Source organism: Phytohabitans houttuyneae (assembly GCF_011764425.1).
Taxonomy (GTDB): Bacteria; Actinomycetota; Actinomycetes; order Mycobacteriales; family Micromonosporaceae; genus Phytohabitans; species Phytohabitans houttuyneae.
In genome coordinates this window covers 16,571-30,972 of record NZ_BLPF01000002.1, presented here as the reverse complement: position 1 = coordinate 30,972, position 14,402 = coordinate 16,571, and the positions used below count along the sequence as shown (strand labels likewise).

At 72.1% G+C, this 14,402-nt stretch carries 11 protein-coding genes and 1 pseudogene; 9 read left to right on the top strand and 3 right to left on the bottom strand.

The genetic code is table 11. From position 1 onward, the window contains the following. Nucleotides 1–51: 51 nt before the first annotated feature. Nucleotides 52–2,523, bottom strand: a pseudogene (locus Phou_RS56060) (type I polyketide synthase); the annotation flags it as partial. A 169-nt stretch (nt 2,524–2,692) separates the two neighbouring features. On the opposite strand from Phou_RS56060, the gene Phou_RS23920 reads away from it, so the two are divergent. The 5 genes from Phou_RS23920 (at nt 2,693) to Phou_RS23900 (ending at nt 6,848) form a co-directional block, all read left to right on the top strand. Continuing rightward, the gene (locus Phou_RS23920) at nt 2,693–3,502 is read left to right on the top strand and encodes an SAM-dependent methyltransferase (protein ID WP_173059046.1); all 810 of its coding nucleotides are present in this window, start codon (nt 2,693–2,695) and stop codon (nt 3,500–3,502) included. Between the two features lie 47 nt (nt 3,503–3,549). Next, nucleotides 3,550–4,182, top strand: coding sequence for a hypothetical protein (locus Phou_RS23915; protein WP_173059043.1), 633 nt, complete (start codon nt 3,550–3,552; stop codon nt 4,180–4,182). A gap of 103 nt (nt 4,183–4,285) precedes the next feature. After that, entirely contained in the window at nt 4,286–5,149 is an 864-nt protein-coding gene (locus tag Phou_RS23910) for an alpha/beta fold hydrolase (protein ID WP_173059040.1), read from the top strand. Between the two features lie 61 nt (nt 5,150–5,210). After that, nucleotides 5,211–5,495: an acyl carrier protein gene (locus Phou_RS23905; protein ID WP_173059037.1), complete on the top strand. Its 285-nt coding sequence runs from the start codon at nt 5,211–5,213 to the stop codon at nt 5,493–5,495. A gap of 6 nt (nt 5,496–5,501) precedes the next feature. Beyond that, a complete protein-coding gene (locus Phou_RS23900) occupies nt 5,502–6,848 on the top strand; it encodes an NAD(P)/FAD-dependent oxidoreductase (RefSeq protein WP_173059034.1) in 1,347 nt (448 codons plus the stop codon). Nucleotides 6,849–7,351: 503 nt separating this feature from the next. On the opposite strand, the gene Phou_RS23895 is transcribed toward Phou_RS23900, so the two are convergent. Continuing rightward, nucleotides 7,352–8,674 (bottom strand): M28 family peptidase, encoded by a 1,323-nt coding sequence (locus Phou_RS23895; protein WP_173059032.1) that lies wholly within the window; start codon nt 8,672–8,674, stop codon nt 7,352–7,354. Nucleotides 8,675–8,865: 191 nt separating this feature from the next. On the opposite strand from Phou_RS23895, the gene Phou_RS23890 reads away from it, so the two are divergent. From Phou_RS23890 to Phou_RS23880, 3 genes are all read left to right on the top strand, one after another. After that, nucleotides 8,866–9,510, top strand: a complete 645-nt coding sequence (locus Phou_RS23890) for a TetR/AcrR family transcriptional regulator (protein ID WP_173059029.1) — start codon at nt 8,866–8,868, stop codon at nt 9,508–9,510. A gap of 64 nt (nt 9,511–9,574) precedes the next feature. Continuing rightward, nucleotides 9,575–10,501, top strand: coding sequence for an ABC transporter ATP-binding protein (locus Phou_RS23885; protein ID WP_173059026.1), 927 nt, complete (start codon nt 9,575–9,577; stop codon nt 10,499–10,501). Further along, nucleotides 10,498–12,093 carry an ABC transporter permease gene (locus tag Phou_RS23880; protein WP_173059023.1) on the top strand — a complete coding sequence of 532 codons (1,596 nt, stop codon included), beginning with the start codon at nt 10,498–10,500 and terminating at the stop codon, nt 12,091–12,093. Before Phou_RS23885 ends, Phou_RS23880 begins: the two co-directional genes overlap by 4 nt. A gap of 48 nt (nt 12,094–12,141) precedes the next feature. Here the strand turns inward: Phou_RS23880 and Phou_RS23875 are convergent, their stop codons facing one another. After that, entirely contained in the window at nt 12,142–13,209 is a 1,068-nt protein-coding gene (locus Phou_RS23875; RefSeq protein ID WP_173059020.1) for a ketoacyl-ACP synthase III family protein, read from the bottom strand. A 149-nt stretch (nt 13,210–13,358) separates the two neighbouring features. On the opposite strand from Phou_RS23875, the gene Phou_RS23870 reads away from it, so the two are divergent. Next, entirely contained in the window at nt 13,359–14,396 is a 1,038-nt protein-coding gene (locus Phou_RS23870) for a ketoacyl-ACP synthase III family protein (RefSeq protein WP_173059017.1), read from the top strand. The last annotated feature ends 6 nt before the right edge of the window (nt 14,397–14,402 follow it).

Genomic DNA, 14,402 nt, shown 5'->3' with positions numbered 1-14,402 from the left:
GACGCGCCGGCCGCCGGCCAGCACCCGTGCCCAGTCGACCTCGGCACCGTGGGCCCACGCCTGCCCCATGGCGGCGGCGAAGGTGCGCACCTCCGGCCGATCCCGCCGGGAGACGGCGAGGGCGGCGGTGCCCTCCGCACCGGCCAGGCACTCGCGGGCCGCGCCGGCGAGGTGCGCGTCCGGGCCGAGCTCGACAAACATGGTGACGCCGGCCGCGCGCAGCGCGCGGACCCCGTCCAGGAAGCGCACCGGCTGGCGGACGTGGTCGGCCCAGTAGTCCGGCGACGCGAGCTGCGCGGCGGTGGCCGGCTCACCGGTCACATTGGAGACGATCGGTACGGTCGGCGGCGCGTACGACAGGTCGGCGGCGACCGCGCGCAGCTCGTCGAGCACCGGTTCCATGTGCGGGGAGTGGAACGCGTGGCTGACCTTCAGCGCTGTCACCTTGCGGCCCCGGGCTTGCCACCGCTCGCTGAGCCGCAGTACCTCGTCGCGGTCGCCGGAGACCACCAGCGAGGCGGGGCCGTTGACCGCCGCGACGCAGACCGCGTCGGGCCGGCCGGAGATCGCCTCCCGTGCCTCGTCCACAGTGGCTTCCCAGGCGGCCATCGCCCCGCTGGCGTCGACCGCCTGCATCAGCCGGCCGCGCGCCGCGACGAGGCGGGCCGCGTCCGGGAGGTTCAACACGCCGCCGACATGCGCGGCGACGAGCTCGCCGACGGAGTGCCCGATCAGGAAGTCCGGGTGCAGGCCCCAGGAGGCGGCCAGCCGGTACAGCGCCACCTCGACGGCGAACAGCGCCGGCTGGGTACACGCGGTCTCGTCCAAGCGGACGCCCTCGAAGACGACCTCGCGCATGCTCCGGCCCACGTGCGGATCCAGCGCGGCGAAGCACTCGTCGAGCGCCCCTGCGAAGACCGGATACGCCCGATACAGGTCGCGTCCCATGCCGGCGCGCTGGCTGCCCTGGCCGCTGAACATGAACGCGACCCGGCCCGAGCCGGCGGTCACCGGTGTGGCGGTGGCCAGCCCGGCGGAGAGCTCGTCCACGGTGGCGCCTACCGCGATCGCCCGGTGCGCGAACACGGTCCGCGCCGTCGCCAGCGAAAAGCCAATGTCGCGGGGGTCGGCGCCCGGCTCCTCGCCGGCCTGCTCGGTAAGGCGCGCGGCCAGCGCGCGTACCCCGGCGGAGGTCTTCGCGGACAGCGGCCACACCGCGACCGGGACCGGCCCACGGATCTCCACCCGCGCGCCACGATCCACAGAGGACGGCGCCTCCACGGAGGACAGCACAAGGTGGCAGTTGGTGCCGCCCATCCCGAAGGCGCTGACCCCGGCCAGCAGTGGCTCGTCCGGTTCCGGCCAGCCGTCGAGCCGGTCCTGTACCCGAAGCCGCAGCGCGTCGAGCGGGATGCGGGGGTTCGGCGTGGCGTAGTGCAGGCTGGGCGGAAGCTGCCGGTGCGTGATGGCGAGCGCGGCCTTCAGCAGGCCGACGACGCCGGCGGCGCCCTCCAGGTGACCGACGTTCGTCTTCGCCGAGCCGACCCGCAGCGGCGCGCCGTCGGGCCGGCCGGAGGCGAACACCGCGCCCAGCGCCGCCGCCTCGATCGGGTCGCCGACGCGGGTGCCGGTGCCGTGCAGCTCGACGTACTGCACGTCGGCGGGGGCGACGCCGGCGCTCGCGTACGCCTGCCGCAGCAAATCCTCCTGCGCGGCCGGGCTGGGGACGGTCAGCGCCTCCCCGCCGCCGTCGTTGTTGACCGCGCCGCCGCGGACCACGCAGTAGACGCGGTCGCCGTCGCGGAGGGCGTCGGCAAGCGGCTTGAGCACCACCGCGCCACCGCCCTCGCCGCGCACGAAGCCGTTGGCCCGCGCGTCGAAGGTGTGGCAGCGCCCGTCCGGGGACAGCCCGCCGAACAGCTCGGCCACCTCGTCGCTGTGCGCGGCGAGAATCAGGTTCACGCCGCCGGCGATGGCCACTGTGGACTCTCCGGAGCGGATGCTCTCGCAGGCCAGGTGGACCGCGACGAGGCTGGAGGACTGGGCGGTGTCCACTGTGAGACTGGGGCCTCGCAACCCGTAGCGGTACGAGACGCGGTTGGCGATGATGCTGCGGTGCAGCCCGGTGATCGTGTGCCGGGTGATGGCGCCGGCGTCCCGCAGGACCGTGGCGTAGTCGTCCCAGATCGCCCCGACGAAGACGCCGGTGCGGCTGCCGGACAGCGTCGCCGGGCGGATCCCGGCGTCCTCGAACGCCTCCCAGCTCAGCTCCAGCATCAGCCGCTGCTGCGGATCCATCGCCACCGCCTCGCGGGGTGGGATGTCGAAGAAGGCCGCGTCGAAGTGGTCCACCCGGTCCAGGTAGCCGCCCCGGCGCCCGGAGGCCCGGCCGGGCGGTGCGGCGGTCACCGCGTCCCGCCCGTCGCGCAGCAGGCGCCAGAACGCGCCCGGTCCGGCGGCGCCGGGCAGGCGGCAGGCCAGCCCGACCACGGCGATCGGTGGCGTGCTCACGTCGCCGCCCATGCTTCGCGAACCCTCGTATTCGGCACCGGGCCATCGTGTGCCGGCGCGCTAAAGGCACGCCAAACATCGCGCTTTAGTCCGCCGTTATCGCCGCCGTGCACCATCGCCGCAGACATCGCCGGACCGTGCCCCGCCACGGCGCCGGACCGTCACGCCCACGGGAGGCCGCATGACAGCCCAGCAAGCCGTGCCGTCGGCCGGCGAGGTCGCCGACTACTACAGCGCCCTGGGCCCGCTGCTGCGGATGGCCTGGGGTGACAACTTCCACATCGGGTACTGGGACGGCCCGCAGGACCGGCGCAGCCCGCAGGAGGCCGCCGACCACTTCACCGACCTGCTCATCGAGCGGCTCGGCGTGGGACCGGGCGACCGGGTGCTGGACGTCGGCTGCGGCATCGGCGAGCCGGCGCGCCGGGTGGCCACGGTGACCGGCGCCCACGTGCTCGGCATCACCATCAGCCGCCAGCAGGTCGAGCAGGCCACCGAGCTGACCGCCGCGGCCGGGCTCTCCGGGACGGTGCGCTTCGAGTACGCCGACGGGATGGCGATGCCGTACCCGGACGGCTCCTACGACGCGATCCTGTCCTTCGAGTCCATCAACCACATGGACCGGGCGAAGGCGTTGCGCGAGTTTCACCGGGTGCTGCGGCCGGGCGGGCGGCTGGTGCTCACCGACGTCACCCCGATCGACGACTCGTACCGGGACGAGGAGGTCGGTGACGTCGTCAGCACGCTGGTCAGCTTCGCCCGCTACCCGGAGCTGGTGGCCGGCTCCGGCCTGGTCGCCGACGAGCTGACCGACGTCACGGAGCAGACCAAGCCGACCCTGCCGAAGCTGCTGGACCGGATCATCAGCGTACGCAAGGAGTTCGAGGCGACCCACGGTGTCACCGTGCAGCAGGTGCTGGACGCGGCGAAGGACGCGCTGCCCGCGGTGCCCGGCTTCGGCTGCTTGATCCTGGTCGCGCACAAGCCCTGAGCCGGCGCGGCACCAGGCCCCACATAAAACGAAAAGGGAGCGTGAGAGTGATCGTAGCGAAGGCAACAGGGCACCGGCGGCGCGCCGGCGCGCGTGCCGTGGCGGGCGTCCTCAGCATAGTGCTGGGCGCGCTGGCGGTGGGCGTCCCGCCGGCCACCGCGGCCCCCGCGCAGCGGCCGCCGCGCGGGAGTGACGTCTTCCCGGCGCCGCAACAGATCCGTGCCCTCGACTTCATGCTTGGCCGGCACGTGTGCCGGCTGCCGGGCGATCCGACCGGCCCGGTGCGCGTCACAATGGACGTCCGCAAGCAGATCGACGGGCATTTCTACTACGCCGAGCTCAGGCAGTTCCTGTACTCGGCGACGCTGCCGGACCCGCACGCGATGGGCATCTACGGCTGGGACCCGGTCGCCGGCAAGCTGATCCTGCAGTACCACGACAACTGGGGCTCGCACGGCTCCGGCACCTCGCCCGGCTGGCAGGACGGGCACCTGCGCTTCACCGGCCAGCTCAGCCAGGTGGCGGCGCCCACCTCCACCGGCGTCACCACCGGCTTCCCGATCCAGCTCGCCGACGACTGGCAGGTCATCGGGCCCGGACATTTCACGCTCTCGCAGACCGCGACGCTGCCCAACGGCAGCTCGGTGACGGCCTCGTTCGACTGCGTCCAGCGCCGCTGACCGCAACCCGCGTTCCCGTACCGGCCCGTCGTCACGGGCCGGTACGGGTCCATCCGCCGCCATCGACCCGGAGGGCTCGCGAATGTCGCATGTGGAACAGGCCATGGCCGCCACGGACCTGACCGTGACCGGACCCGGCGGAGTCCGGCTGCGCGTGCGGCACTGGCCGGCCAGCGGCGGCGTGCCGTTCGTGCTGGTGCACGGCCTGGCCTCGAACGCCCTGATGTGGGACGAGGTCGGCAGCCGCCTCGCCGCTGCCGGCCACCCGGCGTACGCGCCCGACGCGCGCGGCCACGGCGCCTCCGACGACCCGCCCACCGGCTACGACTCGGCCACCTTCGCCGCCGACCTGGCCGCCGTACACGAGCAGCTCGGCATCACACGCGCGGTGCTCGCCGGACACTCGTGGGGTGGCAACGTCGCGGTCCGGTTCACCGCCGAGCACCCCGCGCGGGTGGCAGCACTGGCCCTTGTGGACGGTGGCTGGATCGACCCGTCTGCGGCCTTCGACTCCTGGGAGCAATGCGCCCAGGTGATGGCCGCACCCCGCCTGGCCAGCATCACCGTCGACACCCTCAGGTCCTACCTTCGCCTGAGTCACCCGGACTGGTCCGCGGGCGCGATCGAGGCGGCGATGGAAAACTTCACCGTCTCCGCAGGCGGCGCCGTCACCTCCCGCCTCACGGACGAGCGGCGGATGTCCATCGTGCGCAGCATGTGGGAGGAGTCGCCGGCCCTGTGGCACCCCGCGGTCGCGGTGCCGGTGCTGCTGCTGCCGGTCCTGCCGGACACCGGCATGCCGAGGCGGGCCGCCGACATCCGGGACTGGATGATCAAGATCACGAACGCGATGCCGGACGCCACGGTCGCCGTTCGCGAGTACGTCGACGCCGACCACGACCTGCCCGCACAGCAGCCGGCACGGCTGACCAGCGACCTGATCGACCTCGCCCGGCTGGCCAGCTGAGAAACGCCCAGGCGCGGTAGACAGCGCGTACGGCGAAAACAGCTCTTGGGAAGGGAGCGACATGATCGTTGCCGATGTGTCCGCCCGGATCACCGCGTTCATCCGGGAACGGTTCCTCGACGGCGACCCGCAAGGCGAGCTGCGGCCGGACACTCCGCTGGTGGAGTGGGGAGTGCTGACCTCCATGAACACCGCGATCCTGCTGATCTTCATCCGGGAGGAGCTCGGCACCCAGGTGCCCGCCCGGTACGTCAACGCCCGGAACTTCCAGAACGTCGACACCATCAGCGCGCTCGTCGACGAGCTGTCGCGAGGCCAGCAGCCGACCCCCGCCGGAACGGAGTGAGCCGCGATGTCCCCAGAGTTCGACGTCGCCGTCGTCGGCGGTGGCCCGGCCGGCTCGTGCGTGGCGGCGTACCTCGCCCAGGCGGGGCTCTCCGTCGCGGTGTTCGAGAGCGAGACCTTCCCCAGGCCGCACGTCGGCGAGTCACTCGTACCCGCCACCACCCGGGTACTGCGGGAGATCGGCGCCATTGACAAGATCGACAAGGCCGGCTTCCCGCGCAAGTACGGCGCCGCGTGGACGTCCGCCGACTCCCGCAACATCGTCACCAACGACTTCAGCAAGCTGGCGCACGAGTTCGGCGCGGCGGAGATCCTTTTCAGCGAGCGGGACCAGCCGGGCGTCGACCGGGACTACACCTACCACGTGGACCGCGGCCGCTTCGACCAGATCCTGCTGGAGCACGCGGAGAGCCTTGGCGCCCGGGTGTCCCAGGGCACCCGCGTGCTGCGCGCCGATTTCGACGACCCGAGCCGCGTCGTGGTCACCTGCCGCGGCGGCGCCGGCGAGTTCACCGCCTCGGCGCGGATGCTCGTCGACGCGTCCGGCCGGCAGACGATGCTCGGCCGTCAGCTGCGGGTGAAGGTGCCCGACCCGGTCTTCGACCAGTACGCCATCCACACCTGGTTCGAAGGGCTGGACCGGTCCGCGATGACCACCAACCCCGCGAAGGCGGACTACATCTACATCCATTTCCTGCCCATCAAGGACACCTGGGTGTGGCAGATCCCGATCAGTGACACCGTCACGAGCGTGGGCGTGGTGACCCAGAAACACCGGTTCGCCGCCGCGAACACCGACCGCGACGCGTTCTTCTGGGATTTCCTGGCCAGCCGCCCGGAGCTCCGCGAGGCACTGGGGCGGGCGACGCAGCTACGACCGTTCACGGTGGAGGCCGACTACAGCTACGCGATGCGGCGGATCACCGGCGACCGGTTCGTGATGATCGGTGACGCGGCCCGCTTCGTCGACCCCATCTTCTCCAGCGGCGTGAGCGTGGCGATGGCCAGCGCCCGCTTCTCCAGCCGGGACATCATCGCCGCGCACGAGGCCGGCGACTTCTCCCGGGCGCGGTTCGCCACGTTCGAGCGGACCATCCGCAACGGCGTGCGCAACTGGTACGAGTTCATCTCCATCTACTACCGGCTCAACATCCTGTTCACCGCGTTCGTACAGGACTCGCGCTCGCGGCTGGACGTGGTCCGGCTGCTGCAGGGCGACCTGTACGACGAGGAGGAGCCGAAGGTCCTGCGCACGATGCGGGAGACCGTGGCGGACGTGGAGAACGACCCGACCCACCTGTGGCACCCGTACCTCGGCACGCTGCGCGCACCCACCGCGGCGCCGATGTTCTAGACCCCTTGGGGTCGAGGTGGGCGAATCCGTCCACAACCGAGCGGGGTGGCGGCCGCCCGGGGGCGATTGGGCGATCGCAAGTGCGATATCCGGTCTGGAGACCTTTCGGCGTCAGGGTGGGGCGCGACCATGGTAGCCCGTTTCAGACCGATCCAATTCGAAACAGATCCGGGCTACCGCGGCGTCCGCCGTGGTCCGGACCGTTGCTCCCGCGGCCTCACCCTCCGCGGTCGCCCAGCTCAACCCAGGAGCCTGCTCCGGCAGATCTTGGCAAGTTAGCGTCGAAATGGCGGGCTTACTCACCAAGATTTCGAAGCTCACATCGCTTGCACCTGATCGGCAGTCACTGACCGCGACGACGGCGCCGAACCGCGGGCGGACTCGCGCACTCCCGTCTCGAACGATCTGCAGAAGCACGGGCAGGGGCACCGTGAACTGGAGGAACACCGGAAGCTGTCGCGGGAGCTGGCTCCGCTGCGCTCCACGTTTCCCCAGAGGCCCGCTCAGTCGGCGGGGCGGAACCCGTCCGGCTTGACGCCCTCCGTGCCCTGGACGATGCGGGCCACCGCGCGGGTCAGCGGCTCCAGGCTCGCCTCGTGCACCTTGTCCATCGTGTCGGCCGGGTCGAACAGGTACATCGGCAGCGTGATGAACTGGACCAGGGGTACCCCGGCCGGGTGGAAGAAAGCGCCGTCGGTCAGCGGCATAGGCCCCAGCGCGGTGGGCGGCAGGATCCACGAGCGGCCCACGTCCTCGCCCTGCAGCGCGTCCAGGACGTTCTTCTCCAGCTCGGGCGACCGGGTGGTAAACCACCACCGGGTCTCCGGGTCCGCGGTGGGCACGAGCGCGCCGTCCTGGACCACGCAGCGCCGCGCGGCGTGCTCGAGGTGGAGTTCGAGCACCAGCTCGGGGAGCAGGTCGGCGTGGTCGCGCACGAACGCCTCGGTGCCGGCCGCCCGGGCCATGTGCCCGGTCGTGAGCAGGAACATGAGGTTGTGCGGGCGCTGTTCGGCCGGTACCGACGCCCACAGCTTCGCCTGGGCGAGGACCAGCGCGATGCCGGAGCCGTCCTCGACCGCGGAGGCCCACGGCGCGTCGTGGTGGGTCGCGACGACGACCCAGTGGTCGGAGGCGCCGGGCAGGGTACCGATGACGTTGTGGGTCGTCCGCTGCACGATCTCGGCGTCCGAGACGATACGGGCCTCGTGCTCGCCGGCCGCCATCAGCTCCAGCAGGCGACGGCCGTCGGACGGCGACAGCCACAAACCCGGGATGGGGCGGGCGGTCGCGTCATATGGCCAGTAGTAGTCGTGCGTCTCCCACGGCGCGCCGGTGAGCAGCCCGACGTACGCGGTGGCGCCGGCGGCGATCGCGGCGTCGAAGCCGAGCCCGTTGACCAGGTCGAGCGGCAGCGTCTGGAACGAGTCGGCGAAGGCGCCCTCCGGATCGTACGAGGCTGTGGCCTTGGTGGCCATGTGCGCCTGCGGGATCGTGGTCAGGGTGATCTCCTGGACGGCGAACCGGCCGCTCACGTCGCTCTCCCCGGCCATGGCGGCGAGCGTCCCCTCGGTGCCCTCGGTCGGTGCGGTGAACGGCAGCGCCAGCCCGGTGAAGTCGACCGCCGCCTCGGGCCGGCCGGCCGGCCACACCCGCAGGGTGGCGTGCGCGCGCGGCAGCCAGCAGGTGGTCTCGACCGGTTCGAGCCGCACGTCCCGCAGGCCGATCTCGGTGAAGCGCTCGGCGCCCCACCGTTCGACCCATTCATCGGCCGGATAGCCGGGCCGGCGAATGCCCTGATCCACCACTTCGGCGATCCAGGCCACCATCTCAGCTGTCGTCGGCGTTGCGGCGGAGCCCGGGTAACCCCCATGTCGGTCCTCCAGATCCCAGTCGACGGGTACCGGGCCATCGTTTGCCCCCGGACTAAAGCAGGCCTAACGCCGCGTCGACTTGCGATCACGGACGCGGCGCTATACAACTGTGTGGTCCGCTATTCAGGCGTATAGGGGGTGTAGCAATGGAGCCATCCCGCGAGGATCTGACCGCGCGCGCCCGGATCAGGGACGCCGCCCTCGAGCACTTCACACGGGACGGCTTCGCGAGAGCCACGGTCAGGGACATCGCCAGGACCGCCGGCGTCTCCCCCGGCCTGATGCGCCACCACTTCGGCTCCAAAGAGGAGCTGCGTCAGGCTTGCGACGAGTACGTGCTGGCCGGCCTGCGCCGCGCCGGCGAGCAGTCCGCGGGCGACTCCGCGGCTGCCAACCCGCTGCTGGTGGGGCGGCAGATCCTCCCGTTCCAGCGATACGTGGCCCGTGCTCTGCTGGACGGCTCCGCCGCCGCCTCGAGCTTCTTCGACGAGGTTGTGGCGCTGACCGAAAAGTGGCTCGCGCACGCCGACGAGTCCCGCGAAAAGGCGCCCTACGGCGACCGGCGGGCGCGCGCCGCCCTGCTGATCGCCATGCGGATGGGTGTCCCCCTGCTGCACGAGCATCTGTCCCGGGCACTGGACACCGACGTCTTCGGCCCGGAGGGTGACCGGCGGATCATCCTCGCGATGCTCGACATCCACTCCCACCCGATGATCAGCCCTGAGACGGCCGCCGCCGTCGACGCCATGCTCAGCGGCAAGAGCCAGCATCCCGAGGCCGGGCCAGGCTGAGGCGACGGGACGGTCCCCGAGGCCTGGTGCTACTCACACTCCTACCCTCCAAAAAGGACATGTCATGACCGATGTCATCTCCGTGAGTGGTTTGGTCAAGACTTTCGGCTCCAGCCGCGCGCTCGACGGCCTGGACCTGACCGTGCGCGCTGGTGAGGTGCACGGCTTCCTCGGCCCCAACGGCGCCGGCAAGACCACGACCATCCGCATCCTGCTCGGCATGATGAAGGCCACGTCCGGCACCGCCACACTGCTCGGCGGCGACCCGTGGGCCGACGCCCCCGCCCTGCACCGCCGCCTGGCCTACGTGCCGGGTGACGTGACGCTCTGGCCCAACCTCAGCGGCGGCGAGGCGATCGACCTGATCGGCCGGATGCGCGGCGGCCTGGACAACAAGCGCCGCGCCGAGCTCGTGGAGCGGTTTTCGCTGGACCCGAGAAAGAAGGGGCGCGCCTACTCCAAGGGCAACCGGCAGAAGGTGGCGCTGGTCGCCGCGTTCGCCTCCAACGCCGAGCTGCTCATCCTGGACGAGCCCACCTCCGGTCTCGACCCGCTGATGGAGAGCACGTTCCGCGACGTGGTCAAGGAGGAGAACGACCGCCGTGGCTGCACCGTGCTGCTGTCCAGCCACATCCTGTCCGAAGTGGAGGCACTCTGCGAGCGGGTGAGCATCATCCGCAGCGGCCGCACCGTCGACAGCGGCGCGCTGGACGAGATGCGCCAGCTGGGGCACATCCTGGTCAGCGCGGAGCTGGACGGCGCGCCGGACCGGCTGGCGTCCTTGCCGGGCGTGCACAACGTCACGGTCGAAGGCGACCACCTGGAGTGCACAGTGGACCCGAAGGCGCTGACCGGGCTGCTGCGGGAGCTGGGCTCGATCGGGGTGCACAGCCTGACCACCCGCCCGCCGACCCTGGAGGAGCTGTTCCTGCGCCACTACGACGTGAGCCAGCCGGCGACCGCCGACCGGCACGCGGAGGTGGCGCGATGAGCGCCCAGCAGGGCACCGGCCACCTGGTCCGGCTGGTGCTGCGCCGCGACCGTTTCCTGCTGCCCTCCTGGATCGTCGCGTTCAGCCTGTTTCCGATCGCGGTGGCCAGCTCGCTGGTCGACCTTTACCCGACCGCGGCCGAGCAGCAGAAGTACTTCGCCGACACCGCCAGCAACCCGTCCTACGTCGCCCTGTTCGGCCCGGCGTACAGCTGGGAGATCGGCTCGCTGGTGGCCCAGCGGATGAGCGACATGGTGGTGATCGTCGCGCTGATCAGCCTCCTGACGGTCATCCGGCACACGCGGGCCGAGGAGGAGTCCGGGCGGCGCGAGCTGCTCGCCGCCACCGCCATCGGCCGCCTGGCGCCGGTGACCGCCGCCCTGCTGGTGACCGTGCTGGCCAACCTGCTGCTCGGCGTGATCGTCGCGGTCGGCATGATCGGCCTCGGCCTCCCCGCCACCGGGTCGTTCGCCCTCGCGGCCGGGATGGCCGTCGCCGGCATCGTGTTCGCCGCGGTCGGCGCGCTGATGGCCCAGGTCTCCACGGGTGCCCGCGCGGCACGCGGACTGGGCATCGGGCTGCTCGCGCTGGCGTACCTGCTGCGCCTCGCCGGTGACTCCGCCGACGGCCTGTCCTGGCTGTCCTGGCTCTCGCCGCTGCACTGGGTCGGCGCGGTCCGCCCGTACGCCGGTGAGCGGTGGTGGCTGTTCCTGCTCCCGGCGGCTCTGGCGGTGCTCTCCGCGGCCGTCGCGTACGCCTTGGCCGCCCGCCGCGACCTGGGCTCCGGACTGATCGCCGAGCGGCTCGGCCCACCGGCCGCCGCCCCGTCGCTGGCCGGCCCGTTCGCGCTGGCGTGGCGGATGCACCGCGGCATGCTGGTCGCCTGGACGCTGGGCTTCGCCGTGGCCGGCCTGCTGTTCGGCAGCGTCGCGCGGGACGCCGGGGAAAACGTCGGCGACAACGAAAACCTGCGGGACGTGGTGAGCCGGGTGGGCGGCGGCTCCGCGCTCAGCGACGCGTTCCTGGCCAGCCTCACCAGCATCCTCGGGCTGATCGCGGCGGGGTACGCGATCCAGACCGTCCTGCGGCTGCAGAGCGAGGAGGTCACCGGGCGGGCCGAGCCTGTGCTCGCCACGGCGGCGCCGCGACTGCGCTGGGCGGCCAGCCACCTCGTGTTCACGCTCCTCGGCCCGACGGCGGCGCTGCTGGCGTACGGGCTGCTGGGCGGGATCACCTACGGCGCCAGCGGCGACGACGTGGCCGGCGAGATACCCCGCGTTCTGGCCAGCGCGGCCGTGCAGCTGCCCGCGGTCTGGGTGCTGGGCGCGGTCACCGTGGCACTGTTCGGGCTCATGCCGCGGGCGGTGGCGGCCAGCTGGGTGGCGTTCGCGTTCTGCTTCCTGTTCGGCCAGCTCGGCGCGATCTTCGACTTCCCGCAGGCCCTGCTGGACATCTCTCCGTACACCCACCTGCCCCGGCTGCCCGGTGGCACCGTCGAGGCCCTCCCGCTGATCCTGCTGGCGGTCGTGGCGGCGGCGCTGGGCGCGGTCGGACTGGCGGGGTTGCGCCGGCGCGACGTACCGGCCGGCTGAGGACACGGTCAGCGGCGTCGGCTCCCCCGACCGGCGCCGCTGACCGGCTCAGTCCAGGTCGAGACCGCCGGTCTCGGTCGCCCAGGACGGCACGTCCAGGATGCGCAGCACCGCGGCCTTGTAGGTGACCCCGGACGCGTACCCGCACATGAGAACGGCGTCGCCCGGGGCGACCTGGCCGGTGGCGATCAGCTGGTACAGCGAGACGAGGTGGTCGCTCGATCCGAGATGGCCGATCTTGCGCCCGAAGCCCCAGGTGGTCCTGGCCAGCGGGATGCCCAGCACGCCGAGGTACAGCTCCACCTCGGCCCGGGCGAGGTTGTGCACGACGACGCGCTTGATCTCGGACGCGTCCACGTCGGCGTCGGCGAGCGCGCGGCGGATGCAGTCCACGTACCGCTGGTTGTGCTGGAGGGCCAGGACCCATCCGCTCCCGTCGGCGACCGCCTTGGCCTTGTACGCCTCCAGCCGGCCCACGAAGTCCAGCCGCCGCCCGACGGTGATGCCCGGTGGAAACAGCGGCTCACCGGCCCGGTACGCCTCCTCCATCCCGGACAGTGCCGAGGTGTGGATGGACAGCAGCTGAGCGAAGCCGGGCGCCTTGGTGAGCACGGTCGCGGACGCCGCGTCTCCGAGGATCACCAGGCCGGTACCCGGCATCCACCGCTCCATGATCGGGGTGCCGAAGTTGTCGCTGGCCAGCACGATGGTGGCTCGGCGGGACGGTTCGGCGCGCAGCACGCCCACCGACAGCTCCATGCCGGTGAAGACCCCGTTGCAGCCCTGCTTGAGCTCCACCGCCAGCAGGTCGTCGCCGAGCAGGTGGTGTTGCAGGTAGGTCTGCGGCCCCCAGCCCTCCGGCCCCTGGTGCCACACGTTCGCGTACAGCAGCGCGTCCAGCTCGCTGGGCGCCACGCCGGAGGTCTTGAGCGCGTCCTGAGCGGCGCGCAGCGCCATCTCGGGCGCTGACTCCTCGCCGGCGACAGCCGCCGACTCGAACTCCAGGACCTCGGCCTGCTCCGCGGTGAGCAGGCCACGCTCCACAGCGGACAGTACGCTCTCCCGCCCGGGCAGCACGACACCGAGCCCACTCAGGTAGACGTCACCTACGCGCACACGAGCCTCCTCGCCGATACGGGGCCAGGCCACCGTCCCGCGCCCCGCTAAAGGACGGCTAAGCCGCGCGCGCCGGCACAGGCGGGCGTTAGCGGGCCTTAAGCGCATCGGGCGATGGTGCTCACATTCGAGGCGACGGGGAGGGACGCGTGCGCACGCCGGACACGTACATCACCGGGCTGGGCAGCTGCGTGCCGGCCACGGTGGCGGTGGCCGACGCGGTCGCCGACGGGCGGTACCTGGCCGAGGACGCGGCACTGCACGGCCTCACCGCGGTCGCCGTCGCCGGCGACGTGCCCGCACCGGAGCTGGGGCTGCGCGCGGCGCGCGCGGCGCTGGAGCGGGCCGGGCAGGAGGCGGAGCTGGTCTCCCTGCTGTTGTACGCCACCTCGTGGCACCAGGGGCCGGACGGCTGGCCGCCGCAGCACCACCTCCAGCGGCGGCTCGGGCTCGACCGGGCGCTGGCGATGGAGCTGCGGCACGGCTGCAACGGCATGTTCAGCGCGTTCGAGCTGGCCGCCAGCCACCTGGCCGCCGGTCCGGTCGATGAGGCCGCGCTTCTGGTGGCCGCGGACAACTTCAGTACCCCGATGGTGGACCGCTGGCGGATGGGCCCGGGCTACCTCGCCGGCGACGGCGCCAGCGCCCTGGTCCTCGGCCGCCGCGGCGGGTTCGCGCGGCTGCTGTCGACCTGTACGACCGCGGTGGCCGAGGCGGAAGAGGTGCACCGCTGCGGCGAGCCGCTGTTTCCGCCCGGGCCCACGCTCGGTCGGGGCCTGAACTTCAGCGACCGTACCGCCGTTTTCAACCGCCGCGCCGGCGCCGGCTTCGGCACCTCGGTCTGGATGACGGTGCACCAGCAGCTGGTGACCGTGGCCGGGCGCGCGCTCGCCGAGGCCGGCATCGAGTTGGGGCAGGTGGCCCGCGCGGCCTTCATGCACTACTCGCGGGAGATCGTGGAGCACCGCGGCATGGGCGCGATCGGCCTGCCGATGTCACGCTCCACGTTCGACTTCGGCCGTACCGTCGGGCACCTGGGCTCCAGCGACCACATCGTGGCTCTGGAGCACCTGCTCGACACCGGCGAGCTGCGCCCGGGCGAGCACGTCCTGCTGGCCAGCATCGGCCCGGGCATCACCATCTCCAGCGCGGTGGTTCGTCTCCTCGAGCCACCGCCGTGGCTGTAGTCGAGT

What these genes read in the sequence shown, in the direction of transcription:
- Phou_RS23920 (WP_173059046.1), top strand. Translation starts at nt 2,693, where the DNA reads ATGACAGCCCAGCAAGCCGTGCCGTCGGCCGGCGAGGTCGCCGACTAC.
- Phou_RS23910 (WP_173059040.1), top strand. Translation starts at nt 4,286, where the DNA reads ATGGCCGCCACGGACCTGACCGTGACCGGACCCGGCGGAGTCCGGCTG.
- Phou_RS23905 (WP_173059037.1), top strand. Translation starts at nt 5,211, where the DNA reads ATGATCGTTGCCGATGTGTCCGCCCGGATCACCGCGTTCATCCGGGAA.
- Phou_RS23900 (WP_173059034.1), top strand. Translation starts at nt 5,502, where the DNA reads ATGTCCCCAGAGTTCGACGTCGCCGTCGTCGGCGGTGGCCCGGCCGGC.
- Phou_RS23895 (WP_173059032.1), bottom strand. Translation starts at nt 8,674, where the DNA reads ATGGTGGCCTGGATCGCCGAAGTGGTGGATCAGGGCATTCGCCGGCCC.
- Phou_RS23890 (WP_173059029.1), top strand. Translation starts at nt 8,866, where the DNA reads ATGGAGCCATCCCGCGAGGATCTGACCGCGCGCGCCCGGATCAGGGAC.
- Phou_RS23885 (WP_173059026.1), top strand. Translation starts at nt 9,575, where the DNA reads ATGACCGATGTCATCTCCGTGAGTGGTTTGGTCAAGACTTTCGGCTCC.
- Phou_RS23880 (WP_173059023.1), top strand. Translation starts at nt 10,498, where the DNA reads ATGAGCGCCCAGCAGGGCACCGGCCACCTGGTCCGGCTGGTGCTGCGC.